We start from the raw sequence: 13,148 nt of genomic DNA on the forward strand, positions 1-13,148 counted from the left end.
CTGCCGTGGAAAAAGCCTCTCCAAGCCGGCTCCAGCGCGAATTGTCCGCCGGGATCATCGACCTGATCCGGAGCGAGGGGCTTGCGCCCGGAACACGGCTTGCCGAAGTCGCGCTCGCCGAACGCCTCCAGGTCTCGCGCACGCCGGTGCGCGCCGCGCTGAAGCTGCTGGCGCGGCGCAAGCTCGTGCACGCCGGCGCCAGCCGCGGCTATTTCGTCGCCGCCACCGCCTCTGCCCAGCACAAGACGCCGCCAAAGCCGAGCCCCGACGACACCGACCGGCTGTTCCTCGCCATCGCGCGCGATCGCCGCGCCAAGCGGCTGCCCGACGAGGTTTCCGAGCGCGACCTGATGCAGCGCTACGATGCGACGCGGCCGATCGTGCAGCGCGTGCTTACCAGGCTTGCCGAAGTTGCCGCGGTCCAGCGCAAGCCGGGACATGGCTGGCGGTTCCAGCCGACGCTCGGGGACACGCAAGCGCGCGACGAGAGCTATCGCTACCGTCTGCTGATCGAGCCGGCCGGCCTGCTCGAGCCGGGCTTCCAGCTCGATCCGGCCTGGGCAGCCGGGATGCGCCTGCGCCATCAGGAGATGCTGGCAATGCCGTGGAGCGACACGGCCAGCATCGCGCTCTACGAGATGAACGCGGCCTTCCATGAAGGCCTCGCCGCCGCATCAGGCAACCGCTATCTGCTGGTCGCGGTTCAGCAGCAGAACCGGCTGCGGCGCTTCGGCAATTACGACTGGACCTTCGGCCATGAGCGCGTGATCGTGAACTGCCGCGAGCATCTCGCCATCCTCGACCAGCTTGAAGCCGGCCAGAACGAGGCGGCCGCGGCGCTGCTGCGCCGGCATCTCGAAGGTGCCGCCAGGCTCAAGCGCAGCCCGGCCAATGCCGCTCCATCAAAGACCGCCTGAACACGCACAAGAGTTGTCATGACCATGAATGCCTTCGCCTCCTCCAACAGCCCCCTCACCCGCGAGGCCATGGAGCCGTTCTGGCTGCCGATGACGCCGAACCGGCAGTTCAAGTCGAAGCCGCGCATCTTCGTCGGCGCCGAGGGCATGCACTACATCACCGACGACAACAGGCGCATTCTCGACGGCATGGCAGGGCTGTGGTGCGTGAACGCGGGACACGCGCAAAGGCGGATCGTCGAGGCCATCCAGGCGCAGGCGGCGAAGCTCGACTTCGTCTCCTCGTTCCAGATGAGCCATCCGGCCGCCTTCGAGCTCGCCCGACGCATCACCGAGATCGCGCCTGATGGACTGGACCACGTCTTCTTCACCAATTCAGGCTCGGAATCGGTCGACACCGCGCTGAAGATCGCACGCGGCTATCATCGCGCCCGCGGTGAGGCCAGCCGCATCCGCTTCATCTCACGCGCCAAGGCCTATCACGGCATGGGCTGGGGCGGCCTGTCGGTCAGCGGCATCGTCCGCCACCGCAGGGATTTCGGCCCGCTGCTCCCCGAAGTCGATCACCTCCCGCATACGCATGATCCCGAGCACGCCGCGTTCTCGCGCGGCCAGCCGCAATGGGGCGCGCATTTTGCCGACGAGCTGACAAAGCTGCTGCAGATCCACGATCCCTCGACCGTTGCCGCCGTCATCGTCGAGCCCGTGACGGGCTCAGGTGGCGTGCTGCCGCCGCCGGTCGGCTATCTCGAGCGACTGCGAAAGATCTGCGACCAGCACGGCATCCTCCTGATCTTCGACGAGGTGATCACCGGCTTCGGTCGCCTGGGCGCAGCGTTCGGCGCCAACGCCTTCGGCGTGACCCCTGATATCATCACCTGCGCCAAGGGCATGACCAACGCCGCCGTGCCGATGGGCGGCGTCATCGTCGCCAGCAAGGTCTACGACGCGCTGATGCAGGGGCCCGACAACGCGGTCGAGCTGTTCCACGGCTATACCTATTCGGCGCATCCGCTTGCCTGCGCGGCCGGTCTTGCCGCGCTCGACGTGTATCAGGATCTCGGCCTGTTCGAGCGGGCGCGCCGCCTGGCGCCGGTGCTGGAAAACCATGCGCATGGCTTGCGCGACCTCCCCCATGTCGTCGACATCCGCAACATCGGGCTGTTGGCCGCGATCGACCTGAAGCCGCGCGAGGGTGCGCCGGGCGCACGCGGCAGCGAATGCGCCAGCCGCTGCTATGAGGACGGCATCCTGATCCGCGGCAGCGGCGACACGCTGTTGATCTCGCCGCCTTTGATCATCACCGAGCAACAGATCGCGGAGATCTTCGCTGCGATCCGCCGCGCCGTGATTGCCATCAGCTAACGGTGGCGCAGGGCCTCACATCGCCGGCAGTGCATCCAAATGGCAGGCCACCCATTGCTCGCCTTCGGTCGAACGGAGCTGCGGCTCTTCGGTGCGGCAACGATCGAACGCGAACGGGCAACGGGTGTGGAAGCGGCATCCGCTCGGCGGATTGATCGGGCTCGGCACGTCGCCGCTGAGAATGATCGGGTTGCGCTGGGCGCCCGGCTCGGGCAGCGGCACCGCCGAGAGCAACGCCTTGGTGTAGGGATGCCTTGGCGCAGCAAAGATCTCGTGGCGCGGCGCCACCTCGACGATCTTGCCGAGATACATCACCGCGACGCGGTGGGTCATGTGCTCGACGATGGCGAGGTCATGGCTGATGAACAGCAGCGCCAGGCCGAATTTCTGCTGGAGGTCCTGGAGCAGATTGACGATCTGCGCCTTGACCGAAACGTCGAGCGCGGAGACTGCTTCGTCGCAGACGATCAGCTCCGGCTCGGCCGCCAGTGCCCGCGCAATGCCGATGCGCTGGCGCTGGCCGCCTGAAAACTCGTGCGGCCGGCGGTTCAGCGCCTCGCGCGGCAGCCTCACCGTATCCATCAGCGACGTGACGCGGACTTCGAGATCCTCCTTGGATTTGGCGAGACCGAAATTACGGATCGGCTCGGCGAGGATGTCGCGCACGCGCATGCGCGGATTGAGGCTGGAGAACGGGTCCTGGAACACGACCTGCACGCGCCGGCGCATCTGGCGCATCGTGCTCGGATGGGCGTCGTCGATACGCTGGCCGTCGAGGATCACCTGCCCCGACGTGATGTCGAACAGGCGCAGGATGGCGCGGCCGACTGTCGACTTGCCGCAGCCGGACTCGCCGACCAGCGACAAGGTCTCGCCGCGCGCGATCTCAAAGGACACGCCGTCGACCGCATAGACCCATTCGGACTTTCGCCCGAACAGACCCTTGTTGACCGGAAAATGCTTCTTGAGGTCGTTGACCTGGAGCAGCGGAGGACTCATGCCGCAACGGCTCCCTTGGCCGCGTAGTGACAGGCGGCAATGTGGCGCGGGCCCTTTTCCTCGAGCCCGGGCGCATATTGGCGGCAGACATCGGTCGCAAGCGCGCAGCGGCCGGCGAAGACGCAGCCGACGATCGGCTTGCGCAGATCGGGCACCTGACCGGGAATCTCGGCGAGCCGCCGCGCGGTGCCGGTCAGCGACGAGCCGAGCCTCGGCACAGCGCCGAGCAGGCCTTGCGTATAGGGGTGGCGCGGCGAGCGGAACAGCTCGGCGACCGGCGCCTCCTCGACCTTGCGGCCGGCATACATCACCATGACGCGCTCGGCGATCTCGGCGACGACGCCGAGATCGTGCGTGATCAGGATGATCGCAGCACCGACCCGGCTCTTGAGGTCGAGCATCAGCTTGAGAATTTGCGCCTGGATGGTGACGTCGAGCGCGGTGGTCGGCTCGTCCGCGATCAGAAGTTTTGGATTGCAGGCCAGCGCAACCGCGATCATCACGCGCTGGCGCATGCCGCCGGAGAGCTGGTGCGGATATTCGCGCACGCGCCGGCTTGGCTCGGGAATGCCGACCAGGGTCAGCATCTCGACCGCATGGGCCTCGGCGGCTTGCTGGTCCAGGCCCTGATGGATCATCAGCGTCTCGCGGATCTGGCGGCCGACCGTCAGGACCGGATTGAGACTGGTCATCGGCTCCTGGAAGATCATGGAGATGTCGTTGCCGCGGATAGCGCGCATCTCGCGGTCGGACAGTTTCAGGAGATCCTTGCCTGCGAAGCGGATGCTGCCTGCGATCCTGCCGGGCGGCTCGGGGATCAACCGCATCAGCGACATCGAGGTCACCGACTTGCCGCAGCCGGACTCGCCGACGATGGCGAGTGTCTCGCCTTCCTTGACATGGAAGGACACGCCGTCGACCGCGCGGTTGATGCCGCTGGGCGTGCGAAAGTGGGTCTGAAGATTCTCGACTTCAAGCAGCGCCATCGTGATCAGCCCCTCGACATCACAGGCTCTTGGCCATGCGCGGATCGAGCGCATCGCGAAGGCCATCGCCGAGCAGATTCACGGCAAGCACGGTGACGGACAGGAAGGCCGCCGGAAAGAATACGATGTAGGGCTTGACCTGCCACAGCGCGCGGCCTTCGGCCATGATGTTGCCCCAGGATGGAATGGTGGGCGGCGTACCGGCGCCGATAAAGGACAGGATCGCCTCCGTGATCATGGCGCTGGCGCAGATATAGGTGGCCTGGACCAGCATCGGCGCGAGCGTGTTGGGCAGGATGTGGCGGAAGATGATCATCGGCGTGCGGGTGCCGCAGGCCACCGCTGCATCCACATAGGGCTGCTCGCGCAGCGACAGCACCACGCTGCGCACGAGGCGGGATACACGCGGGATCTCGGCAATGGTGATCGCCAGGATGACGTTGCCAACGCTGCCGCGCGTAAGAGCCATCAGCGCGATCGCCAGCAGGATCGGCGGGATCGACATCAGACCGTCCATGAAGCGCATCAGAATGCCGTCGGCCCAGCGGATGAAGCCGGAGACGATGCCGATGGCAAGCCCCGCCGCCGACGCAAGCATGGCAACCGACAGGCCGACCGTGAGCGAGACCCTCGCGCCAAACAGCACACGCGAATAGATGTCGCGGCCGAGCACGTCGGTGCCGAACCAGTAAAGCTCCGACGGTGCGCGCGTGCGCTTGGCCGGCGCCAGCGCGGTCGGATCGACCGTTCCGAGATAAGGCGCGAAGATCGCGATCAGCACGAGCGTCAGCAGCAGCGCACCGCCGATGGCGACCGTCGGATGGCCGCGCAACAGGCCGATGAAGCCGCGCCGGATCTTGACCGGCCGAAGGATATCCGGCAGCTGCGGCGCGAGGACGAAGCCGGCCGGAAGCGATTGCGGGTTGACGGTGGTGTCGGTCAATAGCGGATCCTCGGGTCAACGAGCGTATAGGTGACGTCGATCATCAGATTGACGAGGACGTAGACGAAGCTGAACAGCAGCACGATGCCCTGGATGACAGGATAATCGCGGCGCAGGATCGCGTCGATCGTGAGCCGGCCGAGCCCGGGGATCGCGAACACACTTTCAGTCACGACCGCGCCGCCGATCAGCAGCGCGATGCCGATCCCGATCACGGTCACGATCGGCACCGCCGCGTTCTTAAGCGCGTGAATGAACAGGATGCCGCCCTGCCCCATGCCCTTTGCGCGCGCGGTGCGGATATAATCCTGCTGCAAGACCTCGAGCATGGTGGCGCGCGTGATCCGCGCGACCAGCGCGATGTAGACACAGCCGAGCGCGATCGCCGGCAGAATCAGGTTTTGCAGCCACGGCCAGACGCCTTCCGTGAGCGGCGTGTAGCCCTGCACGGGAAGCCATTCGAGCTCGAGCGCAAAGATGTAGGCGAGCATGTAGCCGACCACAAAGACGGGCAGCGAGAAGCCGAACACGGCGAACGCCATGATGGCGCGGTCGATCAGGCTGCCGGCCTTCCATGCCGCCACCACGCCGAGCGGCACAGCGATGACGATCGTGAGCAGCAGCGTGATCATCATCAGCGACAGCGTCGGCCCCAGACGCTGCCCGATCATCGTCGAGACCGGCAGGTTGGTGAAGATCGAGGTGCCGAGATCGCCGTGCAGGATACGCCAGACCCAGCTGCCAAACTGGATCAGGAAGGGCCGGTCGAGGCCGAGGCTCTGGCGGATGCGCTCCACATCCTCCGGGCTTGCCTGGTCGCCCGCGATCACCACGGCGGGATCACCCGGCGCGATGTAGAGCAGGCTGAACACGAACAACGCGACAATCGCCATCACGGGCAAGGTCGCGGCAACACGCCGGAGGATGTAAGAGAGCATCTGGCCTTATCGCACCATCAAGCGGATTTGGATACGCCCCAGAAGAAGGGCAACGGTCCCTTGACAACGCCGGAGACGTTCTTGCGCCAGGCGGTGTAGCTCAGGAAGAAGCCGGTCGGCGCGTAGACGACGTCGTCCATGGCCGCCTTGTTGAGGCGACCGATCGTGGCCTTCTCCTCATCGAGGTTCTTGGCCTCGAACCAGGACGTGACCTCCTTCTCGGTGGCGGGGCTGCTCGGCCAGCCGAACCAGGCCTTGTCGCCGTTGGCGCGAATGCCGGTGTAGGGCGCCGGATTGATGCAGTCCGCCCCCGCATGCCAGGTATGGAACATGTTCCAGCCGCCCTGTCCCGGCGGCGTCTTCGCGGCGCGGCGGGAGCCGACCGTGCCCCAATCGGTCGCGACGAAGTCGACGTTCATGCCGAGCTTCTTGAGGAGATCCGCGGTCACGTCGCCCATGGCCTTGGTAATCGGCTGATCCTGCGCGACGAGGCAGGTCACCGGCTGGCCGGAATAGCCGCTCTCGGCGAGCAGCTTCTTGGCCGCGTCGAGATCGCGCTTGCCCTTCAGGATCTCGCCACCCACTTCGGTGTAGAGCGGCGTATCCGGCGTAAAGAAGCCGGGCAGCGGCTTCCACAGCGAATTGTCGTCGCCGACGATCGCGCGCATGTAGTCTTCCTGATTGAGCGCCATCAGCACCGCGCGCCGCGCCCGCACGTCGTTGAAGGGCGCGAACAGGTGGTTCATGCGGAACGAGCCGATATTGCCGAGGGGATCGCCGATATCGACGCTGATATTCTTGTTCTTCTTCAGGACCGGGACCAGATCCGCGATCGGATTCTCCCACCAGTCGATCTCGCCATTTTGCAACGCGGCCGCCGCGGTTGCCGGATCCGGCATGATCACCCACTCGACGCGATCGACCAGGATCTGCTTGCCGCCGGCGAGCCAGGATGATTTCTCCTGCCGCGGCACATAGTCGGCAAACTTCTCGAACACCGCCTTGGCGCCCGGGACCCACTCGCCCTTGGCGAATTTCATCGGGCCGGAGCCGACATACTCGGCGATCTGCTTGAACGGATCGGTCTGCGCGACGCGCTCCGGCATGATGAAGGCGCAAGGCGAGTTGCCCTTCGCGAGCGCGTAGAGCAGCTTCGGATAGGGCTGCTTCAGCACCCATTTGAAGGTGCGGTCATCGACGGCGGTGAGCTCCTGCTGGATCGCCTTGAGCATCAGGCCCATCGGATCGCGCGCCGACCAGCGCGTCAGGCTCGCGACGACGTCCTTGCTCAGCACCGGCTCGCCGTCATGGAATTTAAGCCCTGATCGGAGCTTGAACGTCCAGATGGTGCCGTCGTCGCTGACCTGCTCGGACTCGACCATCTGTCGCTGCGGCTGGAGCGAGGCGTCGACGCCGTAGAGCGTATCCCAGACCAGCGCCGCGGCATTGCGCACCACATATTGGGTGCCCCAGATCGGATCAAAATTGGCAAGATTGGCTTGCGGCACGAAACGCAGGGTGCGGGCCGAGGCGCCTTGCGCGATCGCCGGGGCGGAAAGGCCGCCCGACAATGCCAGACCGCCCGCGCCAGCCAGTCCCTTCAATACGGTCCTGCGATCCATGAAGTCCTCCCAGTAATGCCGTGATAGCGGCCAATCGTTGGCCAAAGGCAGGTGAAACCGAAGCTCATTGGCTTGCAAATGGTATGCCAGTAAATGCAGCTTCGCCAGCAGGATCTCATCGCGTTTTTCGCCAACTCACGGCCTCAAAGAGCGGCCGCGAGCACCTCGCCGGTCTCGATATGGGGGATCGCCTCGACCAGCTTGCGCGTGTAGTCGGTCTTCGGATTATCGAACAGCGCCCGGCTCTCCCCCTGCTCCACGATGCCGCCGTTGCGCAGCACGATGGTGCGGTCGCACAGCATCCGCACCACGTTGAGATCGTGGCTGACGAACAGCAGCGCGATGTCATTCTCGCGCCTGAGGCGATCGAGCAGTTGCAGCACAACCGCCTGCACCGAGACGTCGAGTGCGGCCGTCGGCTCGTCCAGCACCAGAAGCCGCGGCCGGCAGGCGATGGCGCGGGCAATGCCGACGCGGGCTTTCTGGCCGCCAGAGAGCTGGTGCGGAAAGCGCGGCAACAGATCGAGCGGCAGCCCGACGCGTTCTGCGCACTCCTCCACGCGTTGCCGCAACGCCTCGCCTGCACGCATGCCATCGAGCCGCAGCAAGGGATGCGCGATACAATCGAAAGCGGTGAAGCGCGGGTTGAGGCTCTCGTTCGGGTCCTGGAAGACCATCTGAATGTCTTTGCGGAAACGCGAGCGATGGAAATCGCGCGACGCGACGTGGCCGATCGACTGCCCGTCAAACACGATGTCGCCTTCGCTCGGATCGATCAGGCGGCAGATCATCCGCGACGTCGTGCTCTTGCCGGAGCCGGATTCGCCGACCAAGCCGACGCTCTCGCCGCCGGCCATCGTCATCGAGAAGTCGGCGACCGCCGCAGAGCCCTGATCAAAACGCTTGGCGAGCTTCCGCACTTCCAGCAGCGGCGGCGTCCCGTGCGCGGGCTCCAGCCTCGGCTTGCTGATGACTGCCGCGTAGCCTTCCCGCTCCTCTTCCGTCACGAGATCCTCGATCCGGGAGGTTGCGGTGGGCGATGCTGCAACAAGGCGCTTGGTATAGGCGTGCTGCGGGGTGCTGAAGAGCGTCCGGGGGCTCGCCTCCTCGACGATGCGGCCGCGTTCCATCACCGCGATGCGGCGGCAATAGCGCGCCGCAAGGCCGAGATCGTGCGTGATCAGGATCGTCGCCATGCCGCGCGCGGCAGCGATATCCGCAAGCAGGTCCATCACCACCTTCTGCGTGGTGACGTCGAGCCCGGTGGTCGGCTCGTCGGCGATCAGGAGCGCGGGATTGCAGGAGATCGCGATCGCGATCATCACGCGCTGGCACATGCCGCCGGAGAGCTCGTGCGGATAGGCGTTCATCCGCGTCTCGGGGTCGCGGATCTGGACCGCGCGGAGCAGTTCCAGCGCCTCGGCGCGCGCGGCGTCCTTGGAGATGCGCTTGTGGGTGAGGATCGCGTCCGCGATCTGCAAGCCGATCGTGCGGATGGGGTTCAGGGCAGCCCGCGGATTTTGGAAGATCATCGACATCGCAGCGCCCTGGAGCTGACGGAGGTCGTCTCCCCCAAGCTTCGTCACGTCCTGCCCGCGAAACAGGATTTTTCCACCAGTGACGCGACCGGCCGTATCGAGCAGCCGCGTTGTCGCAAAGCCGGTAACCGATTTGCCCGAGCCGCTCTCGCCGACGAGGCCGAGCATCTCGCCGGCCTCGACCGTGAGCGTGACACCGCGGACGGCTTCGACCAGTCCACGCCGTGTCGAGAACGAGACGTGGAGGTCGTCGATCCTGAGCAGCGTCTCGCTCATGTGCGCATGCGGGGATCGAGAATGTCCCGCATCCCGTCACCGAGGAGGTTGAAGCACAGCACGGCCATCATCAGCGCAAGGCCCGGAAAGGCCACCAGCCACCACCGCCCGGTCGAGATGAAGCGCGCGCCCTCCGCGACCATGATGCCCCATTCCGGCGTCGGCGGCTTGACGCCGAGGCCGATGAAGGAAAGACCCGCCGCATTGAGAATGGCCCAGCCGAGATTGAGCGAGATCTGCACCGCCATCGCCGGCAGGATGTTCGGCAGCAGGAAGCGCAGCACCACCGAGAAATGGCTCTCGCCGCAAGCGCGCGCGGCCTCGACCCAGCCGACATTGCGCCGGACGTTGACCTCGGCCCGCGCGAAGCGGATGTAGAACGGAAGATTGATGATCGCGGTTGCGATCACGATGTTCTCGATGCGGTTGCCGAGCGCTGCAACCATCGCCATCGCCAGCACGAACAGCGGAAACGCCATCATCACGTCGACGAAGCGGCCGACCCCACGATCGAGCTTGCCACCGGCATAGCCGCAGAACGAGCCGACGACGGCCCCGATTACGAAGGAGATGCCGACCGCGGCGACCGCAATCGCAAGGTCGAGCCGCGCGGCGATGACGAGGCGGCTGAACACGTCGCGCCCGAGCTGGTCGGTACCGGCCAGATGCGCTGCGCTCGGCGGCAAAAGAGCCTCCGAGACATTGGAGACCACGGGATCGTAAGGCACGATCCAGGGGCCGAAGATCGCGACCAGGACGAACAGCAGAACGCCGGTCGCCGCAACCGCCGTGAGCGGGTTGCCGCGCAAAATCCAGACCGAATGGCGGAGGGTGGCGCTGGTCATTCGATCGACACCCTGGGATCGGCGATGCCGTAGCAGACATCGACGACGAGATTGACCAGCACGAACAGGCTGGCCATCAGCAGCACAAAACCCTGCACCGGCGCATAGTCGGAGGACAGCAGCGCATCGAGTGCGTAGGAGGCGACGCCCGGCCAGGAGAACACCTTCTCCACCAGCACATTGGCGCCCAGCATGGTCGAGAACACGATGCCTGCGATGGTGATGACGGGCAGGATCGCATTCCGTAGCGCATAAGTGACGACCACCTTGCGCCAGGACAATCCGACCGAGCGCGCGGTACGGACAAAATCGCTGCCGAGCGAGACCAGCATCGAGGCGCGCGTGATCCGCGCCAGCGGCGCGATCACGAACAGCGCCATGCTCACCGCCGGCAGGATCAACTGCTTGCAGGCGGCCCACCAGCCCTCAAAATCGCCGGCGAGCAGGAAATCGATCGACAGGAAGCCGGTGCGCTGCGGCGGCAGCGAGGTGAACACGTCGATCCGCCCCGTTGGATCAGGCGCAAGCCCGAGCAGATAGTAGAAGACATAGATCAGCAGCAGGCCGGAGACGAAGGTCGGCACGCAGACACCGAGTGCGCAGAACAGCCGCACGCCGTGATCGACCACCGATCCCGGCCGCAGCGCCGCCATCACGCCGAGCGGAACCGCCGCGATCAGCGCGATCAGGAGCGCCGTGAAGGTGAGTTCCAGTGAAGCCGGCAGCCGCTCGCGCAGATCCTTCAGCACCGGCTGTCCCGTCATCATGGAGCGGCCGAGATTGCCGTGGCCGATGTCGGACAGATAGAACACGAGCTGTTCCGGCACCGATTTGTTGAGCCCCATCTGCTTGCGGATCTGCTCGATCTCCTCCTTGCCGGCGTTGGGCCCCGAGGCGAAGAACACCGCGGGATCGCCGGGAAGGACGCGCATCAGGAGAAAGGTGAAGACCAGCACACCGAACAGCGCCGGCAGCGACGACAGCAGCCGCCTGCCCGCCCGCACCATCGTCGTGCCAAGACCTGTCTTCACCTTTCAAAGCTCCTTTCGTTTGCCGATATCACTTGCGGCTGACGTCGCGATAGTCGACCTGGCGGTGGAATTCGTAGGTGTAACCTTCGATCGACGAGGCCATGACCGCATCCTGGTTGGGCTGCCAGAGCGGGATCTGCGGCATCTCGTTGAAGTGGATGGCGTTGAGCTTGCGGCCATCCTCCTCATACTTGGTCTTATCCGGCTCGAAGCGGGCTTCCTGCGCGATCGCGGAGAGCTCGGAATTGTTGATCGAGCTGTAATTCCAGCGCTGATTGCCGGTGTAGAAGTTGCGGTAGAAATAGTCGGTCGATGGCAACCAGGCAACGATGCCTTCGGTGAAGAACGGCAGCTTCTTCTCGTTGATCTGCGTCGACATCTGCGCATCCGGCAGTTTCTGAATGTCGACCTTGATGCCGATCTTCGCAAGCGATTCCTTCACCAGCGCCGCCATCGGTTCCGCCGTCGAAGCCTGACCGACATTGAAGCTGAAGGTGGTGGAGAAGCCCTCGGGAAGGCCGGCGGCCTTCAGATACTCACGCGCCTTGTCGAGGTCCATCTTCACCGGCGCCTGGAACGGGTAGATGCCGTTCGCCGGTTTTCCGTCCGCCCAGGTCGCACCGAACAGCGGCGCGCCGCGACCGAACAAGGCGGCCTTGAACATGTCGTCATAAGGCAGTGCGAAGGCGATGGCGCGGCGAACGTTGACGTTGTCGAACGGCGGCATCTGGTTGTTCATCGAGACGAAGGTGATCGCGTTGTATTGCGGCGTCGAGATCACCTTGAGCTTGCCCTTGGCTTCGAGCGACTGCACGTCGCTGGCCTGGAGGTCGACGACGATGTCGGCATCGCCGCGCTCGACCAGGTTGGCGCGCGTTGCCGGCTCCGGGACCGACTGAATGATCACACGCTTGAAGAAGGCCGGCTTGTTGGCTGAGCTACGATTCCAGCTCTCGTCGCGCTTGAGCATGACTTGCTCGCCGGGCTTGAAGGTCTCGACCACATAGGCGCCGCTGCCGGCGGTGTGCTCCTTCAGCCATGCCGTGGCCCAGGGATCGTCCGCGGTCGCGTGCTCTTTCGCCACTTTCGAGTTGATGATCATGGGATAGACGGTCGCAAGATTCGGCAGCGCAAGCTTGTCGGGCTTCGGCAGGGTCACCTCGATCGTGAGGGGATCGATCACCTTGAACTGGTCGGCCGAGGTCAGGGAGCCCGTCAACAACTGTGCTTTGCCGAGGATCGGCGCGGTGACGCAGCGATCGAGCGACCACTTCACGTCTTCCGCAGTGACAGGCGAGCCGTCCTGGAATTTTGCATCCTTGCGCAGGCGGAAGGTGAGCTTCAAGCCGTCGGGGCTGACGTCGTAGGATTCGGCGAGCTCGCCCGTGATCGTGTCGAGATCGAACACCCATTTGCCGTTGAGCTGCTTGCGGCCGAACGCCACCAGCCGGTCATACGTGCTCATGCTCAGGGCGAAGGACTCGCGCGTCGAGCCGGGGATGTTGGGATCGAGCGTGTTGACGGATGCGCCAGTGACGTACCGCAGCGTTTCCGCCCTGGTTTGGGCCTGTAAAGGCGCAGTCGCGATGAGCAACAGCGCAGTGGTGGCCAGGACGCAGGACGCCGGCCTGAAAGACACAAAACGCATTGGTTTTTCCCTGAATTTCGACAAGAACGCCAGCAAGGCA

Annotated in this window: 11 protein-coding genes; 2 read left to right on the forward strand and 9 right to left on the reverse strand. The window is 65.0% G+C overall.

Features of this window, described 5'->3' with window-relative positions:
• Positions 1–5: 5 nt before the first annotated feature.
• Complete coding sequence (locus tag AC1RR3_RS20600; RefSeq protein ID WP_492824943.1) at positions 6–917, forward strand: GntR family transcriptional regulator; 912 nt, start codon at positions 6–8, stop codon at positions 915–917.
• An 18-nt stretch (positions 918–935) separates the two neighbouring features.
• Positions 936–2,282, forward strand: coding sequence for an omega-aminotransferase AptA (aptA, locus tag AC1RR3_RS20605; protein ID WP_492824944.1), 1,347 nt, complete (start codon positions 936–938; stop codon positions 2,280–2,282).
• Positions 2,283–2,297: 15 nt separating this feature from the next.
• Here aptA and AC1RR3_RS20610 read toward each other — a convergent pair whose 3' ends face one another.
• From AC1RR3_RS20610 to AC1RR3_RS20650, 9 genes are all read right to left on the reverse strand, one after another.
• On the reverse strand, positions 2,298–3,281 hold the full coding sequence (locus tag AC1RR3_RS20610) for an ABC transporter ATP-binding protein (protein ID WP_492824945.1): 984 nt from the start codon (positions 3,279–3,281) through the stop codon (positions 2,298–2,300).
• Positions 3,278–4,267 (reverse strand): ABC transporter ATP-binding protein, encoded by a 990-nt coding sequence (locus tag AC1RR3_RS20615; protein WP_492824946.1) that lies wholly within the window; start codon positions 4,265–4,267, stop codon positions 3,278–3,280. The genes AC1RR3_RS20610 and AC1RR3_RS20615 overlap by 4 nt, the downstream gene beginning before the upstream one ends.
• 19 nt (positions 4,268–4,286) lie before the next feature.
• Positions 4,287–5,210, reverse strand: a complete 924-nt coding sequence (locus tag AC1RR3_RS20620) for an ABC transporter permease (protein ID WP_492824947.1) — start codon at positions 5,208–5,210, stop codon at positions 4,287–4,289.
• Positions 5,207–6,148, reverse strand: coding sequence for an ABC transporter permease (locus AC1RR3_RS20625; RefSeq protein WP_492824948.1), 942 nt, complete (start codon positions 6,146–6,148; stop codon positions 5,207–5,209). The genes AC1RR3_RS20620 and AC1RR3_RS20625 overlap by 4 nt, the downstream gene beginning before the upstream one ends.
• A gap of 17 nt (positions 6,149–6,165) precedes the next feature.
• Positions 6,166–7,770: an ABC transporter substrate-binding protein gene (locus AC1RR3_RS20630; RefSeq protein WP_492824949.1), complete on the reverse strand. Its 1,605-nt coding sequence runs from the start codon at positions 7,768–7,770 to the stop codon at positions 6,166–6,168.
• A 143-nt stretch (positions 7,771–7,913) separates the two neighbouring features.
• Positions 7,914–9,584 carry a nickel ABC transporter ATP-binding protein NikE gene (nikE, locus tag AC1RR3_RS20635; RefSeq protein ID WP_492824950.1) on the reverse strand — a complete coding sequence of 557 codons (1,671 nt, stop codon included), beginning with the start codon at positions 9,582–9,584 and terminating at the stop codon, positions 7,914–7,916.
• The gene (locus AC1RR3_RS20640) at positions 9,581–10,429 is read right to left on the reverse strand and encodes an ABC transporter permease (protein WP_492824951.1); all 849 of its coding nucleotides are present in this window, start codon (positions 10,427–10,429) and stop codon (positions 9,581–9,583) included. Before AC1RR3_RS20640 ends, nikE begins: the two co-directional genes overlap by 4 nt.
• Entirely contained in the window at positions 10,426–11,460 is a 1,035-nt protein-coding gene (locus AC1RR3_RS20645) for an ABC transporter permease (RefSeq protein ID WP_492824952.1), read from the reverse strand. Before AC1RR3_RS20645 ends, AC1RR3_RS20640 begins: the two co-directional genes overlap by 4 nt.
• A gap of 28 nt (positions 11,461–11,488) precedes the next feature.
• Positions 11,489–13,108: an ABC transporter substrate-binding protein gene (locus AC1RR3_RS20650; protein WP_492824953.1), complete on the reverse strand. Its 1,620-nt coding sequence runs from the start codon at positions 13,106–13,108 to the stop codon at positions 11,489–11,491.
• Positions 13,109–13,148 lie beyond the last annotated feature (40 nt).

This window comes from Bradyrhizobium sp. GW821-FHT13H05 (genome assembly GCF_058804065.1).

Bases quoted from the DNA above. Each gene is read 5' to 3' on its own strand.
- aptA (WP_492824944.1), top strand. From the start codon at position 936: ATGACCATGAATGCCTTCGCCTCCTCCAACAGCCCCCTCACCCGCGAG.
- AC1RR3_RS20615 (WP_492824946.1), bottom strand. From the start codon at position 4,267: ATGGCGCTGCTTGAAGTCGAGAATCTTCAGACCCACTTTCGCACGCCC.
- AC1RR3_RS20630 (WP_492824949.1), bottom strand. From the start codon at position 7,770: ATGGATCGCAGGACCGTATTGAAGGGACTGGCTGGCGCGGGCGGTCTG.
- AC1RR3_RS20625 (WP_492824948.1), bottom strand. From the start codon at position 6,148: ATGCTCTCTTACATCCTCCGGCGTGTTGCCGCGACCTTGCCCGTGATG.
- nikE (WP_492824950.1), bottom strand. From the start codon at position 9,584: ATGAGCGAGACGCTGCTCAGGATCGACGACCTCCACGTCTCGTTCTCG.
- AC1RR3_RS20610 (WP_492824945.1), bottom strand. From the start codon at position 3,281: ATGAGTCCTCCGCTGCTCCAGGTCAACGACCTCAAGAAGCATTTTCCG.
- AC1RR3_RS20650 (WP_492824953.1), bottom strand. From the start codon at position 13,108: ATGCGTTTTGTGTCTTTCAGGCCGGCGTCCTGCGTCCTGGCCACCACT.
- AC1RR3_RS20640 (WP_492824951.1), bottom strand. From the start codon at position 10,429: ATGACCAGCGCCACCCTCCGCCATTCGGTCTGGATTTTGCGCGGCAAC.